This is a genomic window from Listeria kieliensis, assembly GCF_003369925.1.
Taxonomy (GTDB): domain Bacteria; phylum Bacillota; class Bacilli; order Lactobacillales; family Listeriaceae; genus Listeria; species Listeria kieliensis_A.
Genome location: NZ_LARY01000001.1, coordinates 42,847 through 61,960, shown reverse-complemented (window position 1 = coordinate 61,960; position 19,114 = coordinate 42,847). Strand labels below are relative to the sequence as shown.

Here is a 19,114-nt window from a genome sequence, read left to right as displayed (position 1 = left end):
GTAGTTATTACTGATTTGACTAAATTATACCGCCAGTAAATCCAAAAAGCGAATTCTTCTCATAAAAAAGCAGAGAAAACTCGTCAAGCTACGTTTTCTCTGCGTATTTTTATCGTTTATCCCTTACAGCTGTTCAATCGCTTTGTCTGGTAATTTTTCGCGTGCTACTTCTTCATATGTTTCCACGTAAGCCCCTTTTGAGCTTAGTTTTAAAAAGCGATTTTGTTTTAGTTCGCCAATGGACATAAATTCAATGGTTCTTGTTTTTCCTTCTTGGTTCACTGCGGTTAATTTATAGTTGGCATTCCCGTGTTCGTCGACATTGACCGGTTCCCCCGTTTTAACATAAACGGCTTCTTCTTTTACGAGTGGATTGAAACGATCAACGATGCCTGCCAGTTCCCCCGACTGATTGGCAGTGACAAATTTCACTCCTACTAAGGCAACGCCTACAATAATGATGACACCTAAAATCCAACCTACTAATTTTTTCATTTAAAACGACCTTCCTTTCACTCGTTTCCCGTCTTTTTACTATAACGAAAAAAAAGGTGCTTTCCATCCGCCAGAAGCAAGAGTTTTACCTACTGCTATGGTCGTAAAAATAGTTACAAAAAAACCGCCTAATTAGGCGGTTCAGTTCAAACTATGTAATTTAAATTTCTTTCTTCTCTTGTAGTAAATCGCGAATTTCTTTCAAATACTCTTCCGATGGTGTCACTTCTGGTTCAGCTTCTTCCTCTTCAGCATTTCTGCGTCGCGATAAGCTGAGCAGTACTTTGATGAAAACAAACAAAGCTAGTGCCACAATTAGAAAATCAACAATCGACTGGATAAATAAGCCATATTTAAGTGTTGCATCGCCAATTTTAACGGAAAGCTCTGTGAAATCTAGCCCACCAAGGATCATCCCAACAAGCGGCATAATGATATTATCAACTAGCGAGGAAACGATTTTCCCGAATGCTGCCCCGATGACAACCCCGATTGCTAAATCCACTACATTGCCTTTTAAAGCAAACTCTTTAAACTCCTGAATAAATTTTTTCATCTCGACCCTCCCTTTCCTTTGCTAGATTCCTCAAAATCACAAAATCGAAACATGTTTTATCATACTATTTTTCTTCAGATTTGTCATACTTTTTGCATGAGAAAAGCCAACTCAATCACGAGCTGGCTTCGTAACACTCTCTCGCTTCACAAGGGAAACGGGGATGAGTTCTTTATAAAAATGATATTCAGGATCTTTTTTCATCAAAAGTAAATGTTGAACGGCTTTTTCAGCAAGAAGCCCCACAGGTTGCTTGATCGTTGTTAAACGTGGCTTGACGATATCAGAAAAGCTAATGTCATCAAATCCAATAACGGAAAGTTCTTCTGGCAAAGCTAGGTTATGCTTATCCGCAGCGTCATACAGGCCAACGGCGATTAAATCGTTGCTGCAAAATGCGGCTGTCGCCTCAGACGAAAATAGTTTTTCTGCTACAGCTTCCCCACCGTTTCTTGTGAGCTCGGTTTCAAACGTCAGTACTTCTCCGCCCGCACGCTCGATTTCATTTCGGAAGCCTTGCAAACGATTATAAATGTTGTCGTAAGGATTTTTGCTACCGATAAAAGCTGTCGTCTTGTGTCCATTTTCAAGCAGTTCGCTAGCCGCTAAAACGCCACCTTTATAGTCATCCACGTGAACGGAAAACTCCTCGAGTGCATAGCGATTATCGAGAATCAAATACGGAATCTTCGCTTGTTTTAACGCATCGAGAATTTGCGTTTCCATGCTCGTCAAACTGCAAATCACAACACCATCCACACCACGCGAAATAAGTTCACTCAAATACTGTTTTTCTCGTTCGCTTTCTTCAAAAGAGCTACATAAAAGCGTCATATAGCCTTCCCTGCTTAGCTCTTTTTCAAATGCTTTGGCAAGCTCTGCGAAAAATGGATTGGTAATGTCTGGAACAAGCAAACCTACTGTAAAACTTTTGGCTGACACCAGACTTCTTGCTGTTAAATTCGGTTTATAATCAAGCCTTTCGATCGCATCGAAAACTTTTTTCTTGGTTTTCATCGTGATGTGATCCGCTTTTTTGTTGATGACCATCGAAACCGTTGCAATTGAAACGCCGGCTTCTTTCGCTACGTCTTTTATTGTACTCGCCAAATCGATCCACTCCTCCGCAGACTCCCTATCTCCTTCTATTCTAGCAAACTTTACTTGCGCCTGCCAATTTCCTTTTGAAAGGCGAAAAACTCATGATAGGGATAACGTTCTCGGATAGAGCCTTTTGCCACTTTCTTAAATCCTTCTTTATCAAATAAGTGTAGCATCGCCCGGTTATTTACGCCCGTTACACTACAAAGCGCGTCATATTGAGCTTTTCTTGCCTCATCCTCAGCAAACTGGAGCAACTCGCATGCGAGCCCCTGCCCACGTTTAAGCGGTGAAGTCATCACTCTTTTAATGAAAACGGGGGATTTTGCTTCTTGCCAATTAAAGTGCTTCACCGTACCTGTTAGCTCTTCAGTGAGCGTTACCATCGCAAATAGCCTCTCAGCTTCAAACCATCCGAACAAACTACGCGTCGCAAGATCACTTTGAAGTACCGCCTTAGAAGGATAATCTCGATTCCACTGGTGCGCACTTAAGCCTTCCTTCACCTCTAGAAGCAGCTTCTCCGCCTGTTCCAAATCTTGCTTTTCAATGTGGCGAATCATTGCTCTCTTAGCTCCTGCTTCGTTGGAATTGACGTATACGCACCTTCGCGAGCCACAACAATCGCTGCAATTTCCGTTGCTTTTTGAATCGCTTCTTCCACTGGCTGCGTTTGGATGCAGTGCGCAAAAGTGCCGATAAAACTATCCCCTGCGGCCGTTGTATCCACGGCTTTCACTTTCTTAGCAGGAACGAGCGTCTCACCTTCTGCTGAAACGAGGAGCGACCCCGCGTCACCAAGCGTAACAATAACAGCCTTCCTAACAAGCTTGAGCAAGTCTCGAGCCGCTTGAATTCGCTCTGCTTGATTTTGAAGCGGTTTACCGCCGGTCACAAGTTCGAGTTCCGTTTCATTCGGAATCAAGTAGTCCGTCATGGCGAGTAATTCCTCACTGCAGGTTTTCCCAGGAGCAGGGTTTAAAATCGTCAGTTTTGCTTTTTCTCTTGCAATCCGAAAAGCTTCGAGCACAGCTTCTTCTGGAATTTCAAACTGCGAAATCACAACGTCACTTGCGGCAATTTTCGCTTCGGCTTCCTGGACAAGTCCACGTGTCACTTTTTCATTCGCACCACCGTACATCAAAATCATATTTTTCCCTGCTTCATCCACGGCAACAAAGGCTTGCCCTGTCTCATCATCCATCACAGCGATTTGCTCTTGGTCAATTTCTTCTTCCGTAAGAATCGCTTGCAAAAATTCACCGCGTTCATCACGCCCGATTGCGCCAACAAAACTTACTTGGCTACCAAGCCGGCTTGCTGTAATAGCTTGATTGAAGCCTTTTCCGCCTGCTGAATGTTTGATGGATTTTCCGGCGATCGTTTCGCCTACTTGAGGAAGTGTTTTAAAAGTTATTGTTGTATCGACATTTAGGCTTCCCACTACACAAATTTGATTCATTCTTATCTCCTCACTTACAAAATCACTAATGATAACACGATGACTGTTACAATCCCAGCCAAAATCGGGATACTCGTTCGTTTGACAACTTCAATAGGCGAAACTTGCATAACGCCCGCGACAATCATGATCACACCTGCAACTGGCGACATCGAGCGCGTCAAATGTGCTATAAGTTGCATCGGAAGCGCGAGTTGAATCGCATCCACGTGCGCACTTGCCGCAATATCTGGAATAAGTGGAATGGTCGCATAGAAAAGTGGTGTCCCACCGCCACTTACTAAACCAAATAGGAATGTAATTCCACTGAAAAACAGTGTTAAGATGGTTCCTGCACTGTGCACATTTTGAACGGAGTGCATCAACATTTCAATCACGCCAAGCGACTGCAAGCCTTTCGCGAAAAACACACCGCCAATCACAATGATGACAACTTGCGTAAAGCCTTGTCCCATTCCTTTAAAGAATTCAAAAGAACCATCAAAAACTTGTTTTAAGTTTCGCTTACGAAGTGCTTCGATAACAAGCACGATGAAAAAGGAAAGGAACGTTAAAATGACCACTTCCACTTTGATATTTCGGAAAAACAAGCCTGCGACTACAATGAAAAGTAGAGGTAAGAGTGGTAAGATCCCGTAGTATTTGGGTGGAAGCACCTTTTCCGTTTCTTGCTGATTATGTATTTCTTCTTTAACAATGATTTTCCCTGCTTGACGTTTATCCATGTAGCGTTGCCAGAAATAATGAGCGACCGCCATCACAAGAATCGTTGGAATCGAAATGAGCGCGTGATTTAGGAAGACGTAATCAAAAAGCGAGTATCCCAGTGTCTTCGAAGCAATCACATTGTCCGCTCCAAGCGGCGTTGGTACAACTGTTGCTACAGTCGCAATCACACCGCCGATCGTGAGCGGACTTAATCCTACTTTTCTTAAAACGGGGTAAAGCACAGCCATTAAAATCACCGCTAAACTCGACGAACTTGGAATAAACAAGCAAAGCAAATTCCCTACGAGAAATACAATCGGTATTAATAAATATTTGGCTCGAATTCTTGAAAGTGGTTTGGTTAAAATCCCTACCACTACGTCGGTTGCGCCAAGATAATTCATATAGGAAGCGTAACCGAATAAAGTCATAATCGTAATGCCGACCACGCTAAGCTGGTCAACAAACGTCAATTCAAGTTGCTTAAAAACATCTAAAAAGCCTAATCCTGTTGTTTCTTTCGGTTCCAAAATCGGATTTCCAAGTAACAGTGCAACGAAAAACAAAATGAGTCCGGCTAAAAGTAGTACAAGTGCCGGCTGGTATTTCTTCACAATCAAGTAAAACACCATCGCAACAATGACAACTGCCGAAATAAGTTCAATCACGTGCAACACCCTTGTACTCTTTTTCTTGCTTGATTCTGTTCATTCGCCTCTATTCCCTTCGTTATAAGATGATGAGGGAAAGTCCGATGACCATAATAATACCGATAATCACTGGCACACTTGTCCGTTTGACCACTTCGATTGGATTGACTTTCATCACACTTGCAACCACCATGATAACTGCGGCTACTGGTGAAATCGAGCGTACCAAGTTTGCAATCAGTTGCATTGGTAACGCGAGCAAAATCCCGTCGATGTGTGCACTTGCTGCAATATGTGGAATGAGTTCAATCGTTGCATAGAACATCGCAAGCCCGCCACCACTTACAAGACCGAGTAAGAAAGTTGCACCGCTAAAGATAAATGTCAAGATTGTTCCCGCACTTTGCACATGTTGGACAGATTGTGTCAGCATATCAATTACGCCGATCGTTTGCATCCCCTTAGCAAATAATACACCACCAACGACAAGTACGACAACCTGCGTGAAACCTTGCCCCATTCCCTTAAAGAATTCAAAGGATTGATTGAGCACATCTTTGAGCTTTCTTTTGCGAATAAATTCAATAATCAAAGCAATAAAGAACGAAATAAAGGTAAGAACAACCACATCCGCTTTAATATCGCGGAAGAAAATACCGATAATAACAATGAATAATAAAGGGAGCATTGGTAAGATCGCATAATATTTAGGTGGAAGCTCTTTTTCTTCTTGTTCCACTTTCGACTCATCAATATCTACATAAGCTTTCGCACCTTGGCGTTTATCCATATATTTTTGCCAGAAATAATGCGCCACAGCCATCACAACAAGGGTTGGAATGGAGATGATTGCATGATTTAAGAAAACATAGTCGAACAAATCATAGCCAAGCGTTTTGGCCGCAATGACATTATCGGCTCCTAGCGGCGTTGGCATGATCGTTGCGACCGTTGCAATAACCCCACCAGCCGTCAGTGCACTTAAGCCTACTTTTTTCAAAACGGGATAAAGAATTGCCATTAAAATAACGGCTAAGCTAGAAGCACTCGGAACAAACAAACTTAAAATGTTACCGATGATAAAGACAACGGGAACAAGCACATATTTGGCTTTAATTTTCCCAAGTGGTTTCGTAATCATGCTTACTGCAACATCGTTTGCTCCTAAATAGTTCATATAAGAAGCAAATCCAAACAGCGTCATGATCGTAATCCCAACAACGCTTAGTTGATCAATGAACGTCAACTCAAGTTGTTTAAAAATATCTAAAAAGGCAAATCCTGTCGTGTCCCCACTCCCCAAAATAGGTTTTCCAAGGATAAAAGCCAGTAAAAATAAAACCAGTCCAGCCGAAAGAAGTACAAGTGCCGGCTGATAATTTTTCACGATTAAATAAAAAACAAGTGCAATGACAATGACCGCAAGAATAATCTCAATCATTTTCTAGAAGTCCCCCTTTTATTTTGTTTGTTCGAGCATTTCAAGAAACCATTCTCTAAATTTTTCTACGTGGACATCAAGGGCTACTGTTGAATTTGTTTCCCTATGATACTTCATTTTCAAATCGGCTACCGTTGCCCCATTTGCAGGTCCTTTACCCGTTTCGATTTCAACGAAGGTATCCGCAAAGTCGAACAACTCCGGCTCAACAATCGCTGCTAGTGCACAAACATCGTGCATTTTGAGCCCGGTTTTCATACTGCCGCCGCGATAATGTGAAAAGAGTGCTGCAAACATTTCACCTGCCCGGTTCATCGTCTTGATTTGTTCCACTTCTTTTTGCATCAAGACAGCTCGACTTGTGACATCTAGTCCAATCATCGTGATTTTCACGCCAGATTCAAACAAAATCGCAGCTGCTTCTGGATCAGTAAAAATGTTGAATTCCGCCGCAGTTGTCGTGTTTCCGCGACTTAAACTACCACCCATCAGTACAATTTCTTTCACTTTGCTTTTAGTTTCAGGGTACAGTTTGAATAGTAAAGCGATGTTCGTTAAAGCGGCTATCGGCATGAGCGTAACTGGTTCTTTACTTTCTAATAACGTTTTTCGTAAAGCTTCGACTGCATGCTCAGGAATAACTTTGCGAGTTGGCGTTCCAAAATCAAATCCGTCCATTCCTGATTCACCGTGAATTTCGCTACTATCTTCAAGCGGCTTAAGTAGTGGCTCTTGACAGCCCCGTGCAACCGGAACATCACTTCCAAAAAACTCGACTAGCTTCAAGGCATTTTCCGTCGTTTTGTCAACGCTTACATTTCCAGCAACCGTTGTAATCAATTTTAAATCGACTTTGGGATGAAACATAGCAAAAGAAATCGCGACTGCATCATCAATTCCAGGGTCCGTGTCAATAATCAAAGGTATTTTCCGCATCTTCTTTACCTCCAGTTAAACGTTTAATTTAATAACCAAAAAGAAAGCGCATTCTTTAAAGAAAATAATATCATTAAACGTTTAATTAAACAAGTACTTTTTTTAAATTTTTTATTTCCATAGAAAAACCGCTTTTCTCATTAAGAAGAAAAGCGGCTTAATTTCCTTTACTTACCGAAAAAATCTTGAATCGCTTTTTGATTCGCAGCAATATCAATTCGCAGAACCGATCCAGCCCCAGCAACCCGTTGATTTTCCCAAGTTCCTTTCACTGGAACCGTAAGAGTTTTGAGGTCATCCGTACGACCTAGTACAAAATCTGCTCCTGTTTTTAAAACAAGTGAAGTTGGTAAATCTGTCGATGTGTAACCCTGCACTGTCCCAAGCACGCTTGGCATTTTGAAAATACTTGTCGCAGTGATCGCTTGTTCTTTCACCGCGCTGAGTACTTGTTGTTGCCTACGGACACGTCCGAAGTCGCCTTCCGCATCGTGACGGAACCTAGCATATTGTAACAACGTGTGCCCATCCATTTTTTGCTTTCCAGCCTTGATGTTCGCATCAATGTTTTCCGACATATCCTTCTCCGCATCAATTTCAATGCCGTCTGGCGCAAGGACATCAATAATCTTCGCGAAACTATCAAAATTCGTGACTACATAATAATTACATTTCACACCAAAATTTTCTTCAACCGTTTGTCTAACAAGTTCCGGTCCCCCATACGAATAAGCTGCATTAATTTTGTTTTTTCCGTGCCCAGGAATATCAACATACGTGTCTCGCATCAAAGAAACGAGTTTGGGCTTTTTCGTTTTTTTATCGTAATGCGCAATCATCAGTGAGTCGGAACGACCTTGGTCCGCCCCACGCGAATCACTTCCGATGAAAAGTACATTAATATCATTTCCTTCCGTTTTCGCTCCGTTAAATTCAAAGCTCTTCATTTGACTGGCATTTTCAGCCTTTTTCAAACTTGATTTATATTGGAAAAAGCCGATTACACCAAACACCAACGCTAGAATAAGTAGCAACACTAAAATCGTGCCGAAAACCCGCCCTTTTCTCATTTTTTTTCGCTCAGCATGTCGTGCCATAACTTCCACCTCAACTCATTTTTTGCAAAGCTTTGCATTTTCTTTCTTCATCTTACACTAAATCAAATCAAAAGGTGAACAATAAACTTATAAGAATTATTAAAGAAATTTAAAAATACGCTTTTCTGGGCGGAATTTTGCTATATTATTAGTTGTAAAGAAGAATCGATTCGAAAAAACCAACCATTCAGTTTCTTGAAAAAAGGAGGAAAAACGGGTGAAACAACCAATTTACAAACGAAAAGGCTGGCAAATCACTTTTGGTAGTATCGTGGTCCTTTTGATTGCTGCAGCAGTGCTTTTCTTTGTTTTCTTGAATCAGTCTGCAGACAAAAAGGCCAAGCGAGTAGCGGAATCCTTCACAACGAACTTAAAAGAAGGAAAATATAAGCAACTCGCGCAAGACGTCACTACAGATTCTTTAAAAGAGGTCGGTTTTACGAAAAAACGCCTGCAAGAAAAATATCAAGTCGTGTATGGCGGTGTCGGGGTTCAGGATATTACCGTTAAAAATTTAAAAGTCAAACCTGGCGCGAACAGCCGAATTTATGACCTCAGCTATGAACTTTCCATGCGAACGAGCCTTGGAAAACTAAAAACCCAAACGTATAAAACGACAATTTCGAAAGCCAAAGATGAAGATGAGTGGAAAATCAATTGGAAACCAGCACTCATCTTTCCGGGGATGGTAGCTGACGACAAAGTTCGCCTTGAAACAGATGAAGCTCGTCGCGGTGATATTGTCGATCGAACTGGGAAAAAGCTCGCGACCATGGGGAATTTTTATGAAGTCGGAGTTGTCCCAAAACTGCTTGCAAGCGGTGATGAAAAAGCAAAACGAATCGCCGCAATCAGCAAAGAAATCAAAGTTCCTGGTTCTGAAATCGAAGAAGCGCTCGAACAAAAATGGGTGAAAAAAGATAGTTTTGTTCCGTTAAAAACTGTTTTTGATGGCGTAACCTCTGACTTAACTGGGATTGCTTACTCACAAAAAGTATTGCGCACTTACCCGCTCAATCAAGCCTCTGCTCACTTGCTTGGTTACGTTGGTGAAGTGAGCGCCGAAGATATCGAAAAAAATCCCCAATTAAAAGTTGGTGATGTAATCGGAAAAACAGGTCTTGAGCGTTACTATGATAAAGATTTACGCGGGGAAAGCGGCGGAACTATTAAAATCGTTAATGACCGCACGAAACACGAAACGACCTTGCAAAAAGTGGCAAGAAAAGACGGAAAAACGATTAAACTTACGATCGATGCCGATTTACAGCAAAAAACTTATGCAGGACTAGCCAAAGAAACAGGAGCCGCTACTGTGATTAATCCGCAAAACGGGGAACTGCTCGCTCTTGTCAGCACACCTTCTTATGATGCCAACCAAATGGCAGCGGGAATTCGCACGGAAGATTATAAAAGATACAATGAAGATAAGCGGATGCCATTTCTTGCGCGTTACGCCGCTCGCTACGCACCGGGCTCCACTTTTAAGACGATCACAGCAGCAATTGGACTCGATCTTGGTGTGACTAAGCCAGATAAGGTACGTGACATCAGCGGATTGAAGTGGCAAAAAGATGCTTCTTGGGGCAAATATTCGGTAACGCGCGTGCATGAGAAAGCTCACGTCAATATGGTGGATGCGCTCGTTTACTCGGATAATATTTATTTTGCGCAAGAAGGATTGGAGATTGGTGCCGAGCGATTTGAAAAGGAACTCAAGAAATTCAATTTTGGCGAAAAATATGCTGACTTGCCAATCGAAATGAAAGCTGCCCAAATTTCAAATGAGGGACTGAAATCTGAAATTCTCTTGGCAGACACAGCTTACGGCCAAGGTCAACTCTTGATGAGCCCGATTGAGCAGGCTGCACTTTATTCTGCCATTGCAAACGGAGGCAAAACGGTTTATCCAAAACTCACCGTTTCACAAAAAGCCAAAGCGCCTCAGCAAGCCGTGAAAAAAGAAGCCGCAGATACTGTGAAAGAAGCACTCATTAAAACGGTTTCTGATCCAAACGGAACGGCACATGGCCTTGCGGTAAGTGGCAAGAATTTGGCGGCAAAAACCGGGACAGCCGAGTTGAAGCAAAAACAAGGTGAAGATGGCGATGAAAATGGCTTTATATATGCCTTTAACGCAGATCAGCCAGATGCGCTACTCGTCGGCATGGTTGAAGATGTGAAAGGCCGAGGCGGAAGTAGCCTTGTCATTGATCGACTAAAATTCGTGATTGCAGACTTTTAAAAAAGAAGCGTTCAAACTCACGTTTGAACGCTTCTTTTGGTTTATTTTTCAGCTAGAAATTGGATAATCATTTCTTTGTAGACTTCAATCATATCCGTATAATTTTCGATGGCTACATATTCATCAATTTGATGCGCGGTTTCAATGACACCAGGACCGAAAATAATCACTGGGAACTCTTTTTTCGCTTTAATGAACTCGGCCGCATCGGTTGTTCCGGGTGAAGTGACTAAGTCAATTTTTTGACCTGCTTGTTTTTCATATGCAGCTTGACCAATTTTCGCAATATCCGAATCTTTATCACTAAAGACTGGAAGCTTATCGTAATCCCAAACAAGTTCCAATTTCACATTTTTTTCTGCATTTAACTTATCCACGATTTTCGCAAATACATTTTTAATTTCGTCATTATCTACTTCAGGTATCGTCCGAATATTTCCTTGCATTTTCGCAAGTTCAGGAATACTATTCACTTGGTTCCCGCCGGAAATCACCGTTGCATTGTGCGTAAAGTTTCCAAGTAAGGGATTCGTTTCCTTAACGGAAGCCACAAATTTTTCTACTTCGTTGTAAAACAAGGCTAAATTATCAATGGCATTGACCCCAAACTCTGGCATCGAACTATGTGCATTCTTGCCGTAAGAAGTGACTGTATAATTCATTGAGCCTTTGTGGGCATACCAAATCCGCGGACCGCTTGGTTCCCCAATGACGAGGGCATCCAAATCATCCGCATAACCTTCCGATGTAAGCTGTTCTGCTCCTAGCTCTCCAACTTCTTCCCCGACGGTGGCTAACAGTTTTACCTTTCCTGGTAAATTTTTCTTTTCATCTTTCAGTTCAATCATCGCGATCACCATCGCCGCAAGTCCTGATTTCATGTCTGTTGAGCCACGTCCGTAAAGTTTTCCATCTTTTTCTGTCGCTTCAAAAGGTGGGTACGTCCATTTTTCAGGATCCCCAGCATCCACGACGTCCATGTGACCAGAAAGTCCCAATACTCGGTTCCCGCCATCGCCAATTTCACTGACTAAGCTAGCGCGCTTTTCCGCGTACTGAACTTTTTTCGAGTCAATTCCGTGTCTTGAAAGTAATTCCCCTAAATAGTTGGCCACTGCTTCTTCGTTTCCATTCGTTGAATCAATGTTTATGATGTCCTTTAGAATCTGCAACCTTTCTTGTTGTTCCATGTGATTACCTTCTTTCTTTTAGTCTCCTTTCTACTTCCCCACTCACTCATTTCTAAACCTATTTACCGTATATTTTTTAATGCTTTGCGCAAGAAATAACCGCCGAATTTTTCTAACTTTTTTATATTAGCCAATACGATTTTATTTCTCTTACCTTTGCTGTTTTCAAAGTACTAGCGAATAAATAAACATAACAAAAATCGACCACTTGCTCGTTCGCCAAAAAAAGTTGCCCGTTAATCGCCGATCCTTTCCCATGTGTCAAGACTTGATCTACTTCCACTCGGCGGATTTCATTTGTTCTTTTCTTTCGCAAATAATTAAGTACATCATCAATTCCCACAATCGTTCGTTTTTCATGAAGATATTTAATCTGAATATTAGGAGCTGCGTGTTCCTTGATCGCTTCCTCTGTTTGTTTTAATAAAGCGATCGTAAAGTCAGCCACGATTTTTTTCCGAGGTGCATTTTCACAACTTTTTGGTAAATAAATTTCCATTTTCCAACCCCCTTACTTTCTTGCTATTAAAAAACAGCTTAGAGTTTTTCTAAGCTGTTCGGCGGTTATTTTTGCGTTTTTTAAAGTGTCGAAATAGCCAAAAACATATCAAAGTTCCAACTGTCGCTCCGCAAAAATCTAAAATCACGTCCTGTACAAGCGGCGTTCGTCCACCTGTAAAATGCTGATGAATTTCATCACTTGCCGCAAATAAAAGTGGAACGAGAAGTGCAACAAGAAATGCCAAACGTTTTCTACCTTTTAAGAGATAGATGCCAGCAAATAGCCCCGCTCCCATAACAAAATACGTCATAAAGTGAGCGCCTTTTCGAATGAAGAATTCCAAAAATTTGCTGTAACCTAAGTTCGAAATACTCACTTCTTCTCCAGCGTACATGAATGAGACATGAGACAACGCTCCTTCAAAAGGCTTTCCTGCCAAAACTTTGTCCATCATCGGAACAAGTGATTGCTCATCATAAGTTTGCGAGGAAGACTTCAAAAGTGTGCCCATAATCAATAAAACACAGGCAAAACTTACTATAATCCAAAATTTCTTCGTTTTTAACATCTAATTTCTCGCTTTCAACAGATTCATTTTTTTATTATACCATCTGTTTATGAAAGATCGAGGAAAACTAACTAAATTTTTCTTTTGTTTGTTTGCGTCGGTACACGAAGAAATAAATCGAAAGTGGCCACCATAAGACTCCGAAAATAGGATAGATCGCCCAAATGGTTTCGTGTGAAGTAATCACATTAACAACAATGAAAAAGATACTAAACAATAATGTCGAAATAATCGAATAAGCCAGCAGATACCGTGCAAGCAAGAGCGAAAGTGGCCAAAACAAACTAACAAACGCAGGATAAATCCACCAAATCACATCTGTTGTGACCGTATTGGCAACAATGAAAAACAAAATCAGCCAAATAGTAGCAACGACTGAAAAGCCGCGTGGGAAATAGTTGATGCCGACTGAAAGAGGCCACCACATGATCACGAACGTTGTGAAAATGCTGAAAGGAAAACTCGGTTCGAAATAAACATTTAGCAAAATATAACTAAGGACAAGCAGCAAGCTCGCAAGTGTCGAATAAATAAATGATGCCGCCCGTTCTCCCATTAAAGTGACAAGCGGCCAAGTGAAAACTGCTGGAATCGCATATAGTACCCACAAATAATTTGGTGTTTCTCTTAAATTCGTGATCGTAAGCACTACTAAAATGAGCACACTGCATAAAACAGAAAACAATTTCAAATGACGACTGCCATTAAGCAAAAAGAATAGAGTCGGGATTAAAAGTAAAATAGCCGTATAAAAAGACCAATCTCCTCCAGGAAAAACAAGAAAATTAAGGGCTATCAAAAAAATGGCGACAAGAAATGCACTAAACGCTAAAAATCCTCTTGTGCTTTTATCCATATTATTTCAGCTCCTCTTTTTTGCGATTTAAATAATAAAACATAGCAAGTGGCCACCATAAAACAGCAAAAGTTGGATAAATGAACCAAATCACTTTAGGTGTATAGTAAAAATTGATAAAGACCATCAAAGCAATGATAAGGATACTGCCCCAAATTGAAAACCCTAAGTTTAGCCTTGCAAAACCTAGCTTCTTACTTCCGCCAATTTTTAGTTCCTCTTTAATTTCATCAAAATCACCAAATTCAATAATCACCTTATTGATTGCATCTTCTTGGGATTTACCTTCGTGCATCAAGTCATATACCTTTTCTTCCATGTCTTGCATAATTTCTTCTTTGACTTGCTCAGATCGTTCCGTCTCAGGTACATCATCAAATAACTTTTCTACAAATTCATATATTCTTCTCAATTTTCCCTCTCCTCCAAAAAGACGTTAATCACTTCTTTAATTTCTTGCCATTCTTCAATCATTTCATTCAAATAAAGTTCCCCGCGCCGCGTTAACGAATAATACTTTCGCTTACCGCCATGGCTGCGATCTCCATAATAGCTTTTTATCAAGCCCTTTTTTTCGAGCCGTTGAAAAACCGCATAAAGCGTCGCTTCCTTAATTTGAAATTTTTCTTTCGTCCGATCGCTAATTTCCTTCGAAATCGCATATCCATAGGAATCACCATCCGAAAGAATCCGCAAAATAATCGAATCCACGTGGCCTCTTAAGATATCACTGCGGATTTTGACCACCTCCCCAAATTACTCTTCCACACATTACTCTATCAGATAGAGTTGATAACATAAAAAAGTTTACCATGTATTACTCTATCTGTCAAAGTAATTTTTATTTTCTTTTACATCCCCCTGCTCAAACAGTATCACAACAGGCTTACATACAAAAAAAGCAGAAACCTCAAAAAGTTTCTGCTTCCCATAATAATTATTCACACGGCTTTTTCCTGAGTGGCATCAAAATACTCATGACCAATCTCTAATTTTTGATTCAAAAGCTCACTAACCGTAACAAACTCGTAGCCTTGCTTTTTCAGCTGCTTAAGCGTCTCCTCAAGACCATCCGCCGTTGTTTCGTGGATATCATGCATCAAAATGATTCCCCCATCACGCGCACTTTTTAGCACTTTATTCGTGACAAGGCGACCACTTTTATATTTCCAATCCTCCGTATCGACCGTCCACTGCGCAAGCGGCAGCCCAATAGCAAGCGCCGTATCGTGATGAACCGCCCCATAAGGAGGCCTCATGAGCTCTGGAAAATAGCCCGTTTGTTCATACACAGCCATTTGCGTCTTCAAAACTTGCTCTGAAACCTCAGCGTTCGAAAGCTTCGTCAGTTGCGGATGACTCCACGAATGATTACCGATCTCGTGTCCGGCCATCAGTTCCTGCTTCACAAGCCCCGGATTTTCAACCACCTCAGAACCCAACACGAAAAAAGTCGCTTTCGCATGATATTTTTTAAGCAAAGCAAGAACCCGCGGCGTGACTTTTCTGCTCGGTCCATCATCAAACGTCAGTGCAATTTTCTTCCCCGAATTTGCAGATCTTAGTGGTTTTTCCCCTTCAGTTCCAGGTGCTAAATATTTCGATTTCACATGCCCTGCCAAATAAGAAAGCGGCACAGCGACATGCTTCAACTCCGGATGATTTGGAATCGAAATCGGTAGCGTAAGCGCCTTATCCGTAAGGTTGATACTCGTTTCCGAAAGTCGCTCTGGATACTTCGCCTCTCCCAATTCTGCCATCTGTTCGAGTGATAATTTTTTCTGCGCGATAATGGCTTTCTGCATCGCAAGCTTAAGCTCAAGAAGTGCATCCGGATCTGGGCTTAACACCTCGCCAAGCGTAAGCACCTTGCCCGTATCCGCGTCCACAAGTTGCTGATCGAATTGCCTTTCTGAAGTTCGCTTGTAACCAAAACCAGCTCGGTCATATCTAATTTTCTTCAAGCGATAGCCTTCCACACCATGTCCAGTTCTCTGTCTATCAAAAGTGAAAAACACTAAATTATTTGAGTCATTTTGTTCCTTTTTGGCCGCATCAAGTATTTTCTGTTTCAAAGCTTGATTGTCCGATTTGTCTTTCAAAACCGGGATAAACATCATGGTATCTGAATTTTGCTTATTTGCTTGTTCAACTTTATGAAAATTTCCCCGACCAATTTTTTGATCCATCTCCCGTTCAACTTCTCTCGTGACTTTTTCACGTGCTTTCTCAAGTTTATGATTCTGATAAGCAAAAAAGCCAAATATACCTCCCGCCACAACTACGAGCGTTGCAAGACTCAACCAAAGTATCTTATGATTCATGAATAACACCTCTTCGACTAAATGAGTTCCCCAACCCCATCCCATATTATACAGACTTTCAAACAAAAATCCAGCCATTTTTCGTAATTTAATTCGTGAATTTTTATACATTTGACGAATTGTATATAAAGCACATTTAATCCGGATCCATTTGATTTCATAAAAAACGCGAAAAAGCTCAGCTTTTCCGCGTCTATCTTGAACTTTTTAACCAAGTGCTACATCGAGCACCATCATAACTGCAAAACCAGCCATCGTAGCAGCTGTCGCGAGATCCGTTGAACCTTCCACTTGTGACTCAGGAATAAGTTCTTCCACCACAACGAAAATCATTGCCCCAGCAGCAAAAGCTAGTGCATATGGTAAAATCGGCGTGACAAATACAACAAGAAGTGCGCCAATGACCGCAAAAATTGGCTCCACAATCGCCGACAGCTGACCGTACCAAAAACTTTTTGCTCGACTAAGCCCTTCCCCGCGAAGCGGAATCGAAACAGCCGCACCTTCAGGGAAATTTTGAATGCCGATTCCAAGCGCTAGCACAGCAGCGGTTATGAAGGTCTCCGTATCGCCAACAAGAACAGCACCAAAGGCAACCCCAACGGCTGCACCTTCTGGAATATTATGGATCGTAATCGAAAGGACAAGGAGAATACTCTTATGCAGTTTGGTCTTTGGTCCTTCTTTATCTTTTTCAGGAAACCCGAGATGGAGATGGGGAATTAGTCGGTCTATCAGGCGTAAAAATACGCCGCCCAGCGTAAACCCGACAAGCGCAGGAACAAATGAAAAGAAACCCATTCCTTCGCTCCGCTCAATTGCTGGACTCAATAGTGACCAAAAACTCGCCGCAATCATAACGCCCGCCGCAAAGCCCAACATCACATTGGTCCATTTTTGATTTAAGTCTTTAAAAAAGAAAACAAGAGCTGCGCCTAAAGCCGTGCAGCCCCAAGTGAACAGTCCGGCCAGTAAAGCCAACAAGACTGGATTCAAATTCGAAAAATATTCTAACAAAAAAAGCAACCCCTCTGAACAATTTGCAATTCAAAATTGACTAGCTCTATCCTTTATTCTTTTTCTTGATTTCCTTCAAACCCGCGTTTTAGACCTTTAAAGAAGGCACCGCCCGTTTTTCCGATCACTTTGGCTGCTTCAAGCGAACCATAGAAGGCCAGTTTCGCAGTATCGCCGAGGACTTCCCCCGCTTTTCCTGCCGCGTCCCCTGCTTTTTCTTCTATTTTTTCAGAAACTTCTTTGACTTTTTCTTTATCAAACATTTTTGGTTCTTCGTCATTTCTTGTCATAACTCGTCCCTCCATTCCTCTTTCCTTCATCATAGCGAAAATCACGCCAAGATTCAATCACAAAAAAAGTACCGTTTCAAAAACGATACTTTTCTGCTTATAAATGACTTTCGAAATCAAGCTCGTAACCGGGCTCATCAAAGGCGATCTCAGTTACTTCATAAGTCAAACGCTTAATATAGCTAATCAGCGGTTTCGACATTTCTTCTGCCCGCTCAGCGCCAAGTTCTTCTGCTGCACCAAAAAAGTCGACCACTTGAACGATGCGGCTAATATGACCATTAATTTTAAAGCGATCTAGTACAAGTGAAAACGGCATGTCTACCTTGAAAATTTTACCTTCATCTAAAATCGACTTGTCGTCCCCTGTTGGTTCTACTTCATTTAATTGAACTTGAATGCTATTTTCTGCATTTTCATGTGGCGCTTGAAGCGTTTCAAAGTTAAATTGTTCCACATTGATTTGATTTGCTCTAAATTCCAAATCATTCGTCCTCCGTTTCCAAAATATTTCTTTTCCTAATCCATACTTTCATCATAGCGGTTTTACGTGCGCTTTTCAAATTTCGCTAGTCCTCCCCGTGAATTTGAAGTCCCGCAAAATGGGGGAAGTGTGATCCATCCGTTTTCACAAAAAGATCGCGGCTGCAAGCCAGTATACAACAGCTGCCATACAAGCGGAAACCGGCAGTGTAATAATCCACGTCACAAGCATATTCTTTCCTGTGCGCCAGTTTACTTCTTTCTTGTGATTAGCTGTTCCAACTCCCATGATCGAGCTATCAATGACTTGTGTGGTACTGACTGGAAGGTGTGTCAGTGTTGCGGTCATAATTACGGAAAGCGAGCTAACATCTGCGGCAACTCCTGTGACGGGTTCAATCCGCATGATTTTTGTTCCCACTGTCTTGATGATACGAAATCCGCCGACAGATGAGCCAATCGCCATCGAAGCGGCACACAGAAATTGCACCCAGAAAGGAACGCCCGCACTTTCTTTCAAAAGCCCGCTTGCAACGAGCGCTAAGGTGATCATCCCCATTGTTTTTTGAGCGTCGTTAGTTCCGTGCGCGTAAGCTTGAATAGCTGCTGTAAAAATTTGCGCGACTCGGAAATGACGGTTCGTTTTAACACGTTTACGATTGCGAAAAATCCATTTGAAGGCTGAATAAATCAAATAACCAATAGTAAATCCAAGAATAGGTGAGATAATTAGTGCAATAATGATCGTTCCGAATCCAGCGTAATTTAGCGAAGTGAATCCGGCTGAAGCAATCGCCGCACCAGCAATGGATCCAATCAAAGCATGTGAAGAACTGCTTGGCATCCCAATGACCCACGTTAGTAAATTCCAGATGACAGCTGCCACTAAGCCGCAAAGGACTACAAATTCTCCATTATGTAAAGAAAAAGGATCTACAATGTTTCTTGTTAAACCTTCCGCGACCCCAGTAAAAGAAATGGCTCCTAAAAAGTTCATCACAGCCGCCATCATAATCGCTACACGCGGTTTTAGAGCTCGTGTTGAAATACAAGTTGCTACCGCATTGGCAATATCATGAAAGCCATTGATAAAATCAAATGCGAGCCCAACAATCACAATCAAAATCGTGATCAAAATGATCGTATCCATCCGACATTCTCCTCACCCAAAAGTTCTCTCTTACACTCTATAC

At 41.6% G+C, this 19,114-nt stretch carries 21 protein-coding genes; 1 reads left to right on the top strand and 20 read right to left on the bottom strand.

Going from position 1 to position 19,114, the window contains the following annotated elements; all coding sequences use genetic code 11:
- Positions 1–123: 123 nt before the first annotated feature.
- The 9 genes from UR08_RS00380 to UR08_RS00340 all read right to left on the bottom strand — a co-directional run bounded on the left by UR08_RS00380 (position 124) and on the right by UR08_RS00340 (position 8,446).
- Positions 124–495 (bottom strand): YxeA family protein, encoded by a 372-nt coding sequence (locus UR08_RS00380; RefSeq protein WP_115751702.1) that lies wholly within the window; start codon positions 493–495, stop codon positions 124–126.
- 160 nt (positions 496–655) lie between these two features.
- Entirely contained in the window at positions 656–1,051 is a 396-nt protein-coding gene (gene mscL / locus UR08_RS00375) for a large conductance mechanosensitive channel protein MscL (protein ID WP_115751701.1), read from the bottom strand.
- Between the two features lie 111 nt (positions 1,052–1,162).
- Complete coding sequence (locus UR08_RS00370) at positions 1,163–2,161, bottom strand: LacI family DNA-binding transcriptional regulator (RefSeq protein WP_115751700.1); 999 nt, start codon at positions 2,159–2,161, stop codon at positions 1,163–1,165.
- A gap of 50 nt (positions 2,162–2,211) precedes the next feature.
- Complete coding sequence (locus UR08_RS00365) at positions 2,212–2,715, bottom strand: GNAT family N-acetyltransferase (protein WP_115751699.1); 504 nt, start codon at positions 2,713–2,715, stop codon at positions 2,212–2,214.
- Complete coding sequence (gene rbsK / locus UR08_RS00360) at positions 2,712–3,614, bottom strand: ribokinase (RefSeq protein WP_115751698.1); 903 nt, start codon at positions 3,612–3,614, stop codon at positions 2,712–2,714. Before rbsK ends, UR08_RS00365 begins: the two co-directional genes overlap by 4 nt.
- A 14-nt stretch (positions 3,615–3,628) precedes the next feature.
- Entirely contained in the window at positions 3,629–4,990 is a 1,362-nt protein-coding gene (gene dcuC / locus UR08_RS00355) for a C4-dicarboxylate transporter DcuC (protein ID WP_115752665.1), read from the bottom strand.
- Between the two features lie 61 nt (positions 4,991–5,051).
- A complete protein-coding gene (gene dcuC, locus UR08_RS00350; RefSeq protein WP_115751697.1) occupies positions 5,052–6,413 on the bottom strand; it encodes a C4-dicarboxylate transporter DcuC in 1,362 nt (453 codons plus the stop codon).
- Positions 6,414–6,431: 18 nt separating this feature from the next.
- Positions 6,432–7,349 carry a ribonucleoside hydrolase RihC gene (gene rihC, locus UR08_RS00345; RefSeq protein WP_115751696.1) on the bottom strand — a complete coding sequence of 306 codons (918 nt, stop codon included), beginning with the start codon at positions 7,347–7,349 and terminating at the stop codon, positions 6,432–6,434.
- Between the two features lie 167 nt (positions 7,350–7,516).
- The gene (locus UR08_RS00340; protein WP_115751695.1) at positions 7,517–8,446 is read right to left on the bottom strand and encodes an LCP family protein; all 930 of its coding nucleotides are present in this window, start codon (positions 8,444–8,446) and stop codon (positions 7,517–7,519) included.
- 217 nt (positions 8,447–8,663) lie between these two features.
- Here UR08_RS00340 and pbp4 point away from each other — a divergent pair, with 217 nt between their 5' ends.
- Positions 8,664–10,691, top strand: coding sequence for a penicillin-binding protein PBP4(5) (gene pbp4 / locus UR08_RS00335; protein WP_115751694.1), 2,028 nt, complete (start codon positions 8,664–8,666; stop codon positions 10,689–10,691).
- A 41-nt stretch (positions 10,692–10,732) separates the two neighbouring features.
- On the opposite strand, the gene UR08_RS00330 is transcribed toward pbp4, so the two are convergent.
- The 11 genes from UR08_RS00330 to UR08_RS00280 form a co-directional block, all read right to left on the bottom strand.
- Positions 10,733–11,881, bottom strand: coding sequence for an ArgE/DapE family deacylase (locus tag UR08_RS00330; RefSeq protein WP_115751693.1), 1,149 nt, complete (start codon positions 11,879–11,881; stop codon positions 10,733–10,735).
- 121 nt (positions 11,882–12,002) lie between these two features.
- Complete coding sequence (locus tag UR08_RS00325; RefSeq protein WP_115751692.1) at positions 12,003–12,380, bottom strand: hypothetical protein; 378 nt, start codon at positions 12,378–12,380, stop codon at positions 12,003–12,005.
- 49 nt (positions 12,381–12,429) lie between these two features.
- Positions 12,430–12,951, bottom strand: coding sequence for a VanZ family protein (locus UR08_RS00320; RefSeq protein ID WP_115751691.1), 522 nt, complete (start codon positions 12,949–12,951; stop codon positions 12,430–12,432).
- A 67-nt stretch (positions 12,952–13,018) separates the two neighbouring features.
- Entirely contained in the window at positions 13,019–13,807 is a 789-nt protein-coding gene (locus UR08_RS00315; RefSeq protein ID WP_115751690.1) for a hypothetical protein, read from the bottom strand.
- 1 nt (position 13,808) lies between these two features.
- Positions 13,809–14,219 (bottom strand): permease prefix domain 1-containing protein, encoded by a 411-nt coding sequence (locus UR08_RS00310; RefSeq protein ID WP_115751689.1) that lies wholly within the window; start codon positions 14,217–14,219, stop codon positions 13,809–13,811.
- Positions 14,216–14,545 (bottom strand): PadR family transcriptional regulator, encoded by a 330-nt coding sequence (locus tag UR08_RS00305; protein WP_115752664.1) that lies wholly within the window; start codon positions 14,543–14,545, stop codon positions 14,216–14,218. Before UR08_RS00305 ends, UR08_RS00310 begins: the two co-directional genes overlap by 4 nt.
- Before the next feature lie 203 nt (positions 14,546–14,748).
- Positions 14,749–16,131, bottom strand: a complete 1,383-nt coding sequence (locus UR08_RS00300; protein WP_165849920.1) for a polysaccharide deacetylase family protein — start codon at positions 16,129–16,131, stop codon at positions 14,749–14,751.
- A 207-nt stretch (positions 16,132–16,338) separates the two neighbouring features.
- Entirely contained in the window at positions 16,339–17,148 is an 810-nt protein-coding gene (locus tag UR08_RS00295) for a ZIP family metal transporter (RefSeq protein ID WP_115751687.1), read from the bottom strand.
- Between the two features lie 53 nt (positions 17,149–17,201).
- Positions 17,202–17,438 carry a hypothetical protein gene (locus tag UR08_RS00290; protein ID WP_115751686.1) on the bottom strand — a complete coding sequence of 79 codons (237 nt, stop codon included), beginning with the start codon at positions 17,436–17,438 and terminating at the stop codon, positions 17,202–17,204.
- Between the two features lie 97 nt (positions 17,439–17,535).
- Entirely contained in the window at positions 17,536–17,922 is a 387-nt protein-coding gene (locus UR08_RS00285; protein WP_115751685.1) for a DUF1149 family protein, read from the bottom strand.
- A gap of 144 nt (positions 17,923–18,066) precedes the next feature.
- Positions 18,067–19,071: an inorganic phosphate transporter gene (locus UR08_RS00280; RefSeq protein WP_115751684.1), complete on the bottom strand. Its 1,005-nt coding sequence runs from the start codon at positions 19,069–19,071 to the stop codon at positions 18,067–18,069.
- Positions 19,072–19,114: the final 43 nt, after the last annotated feature.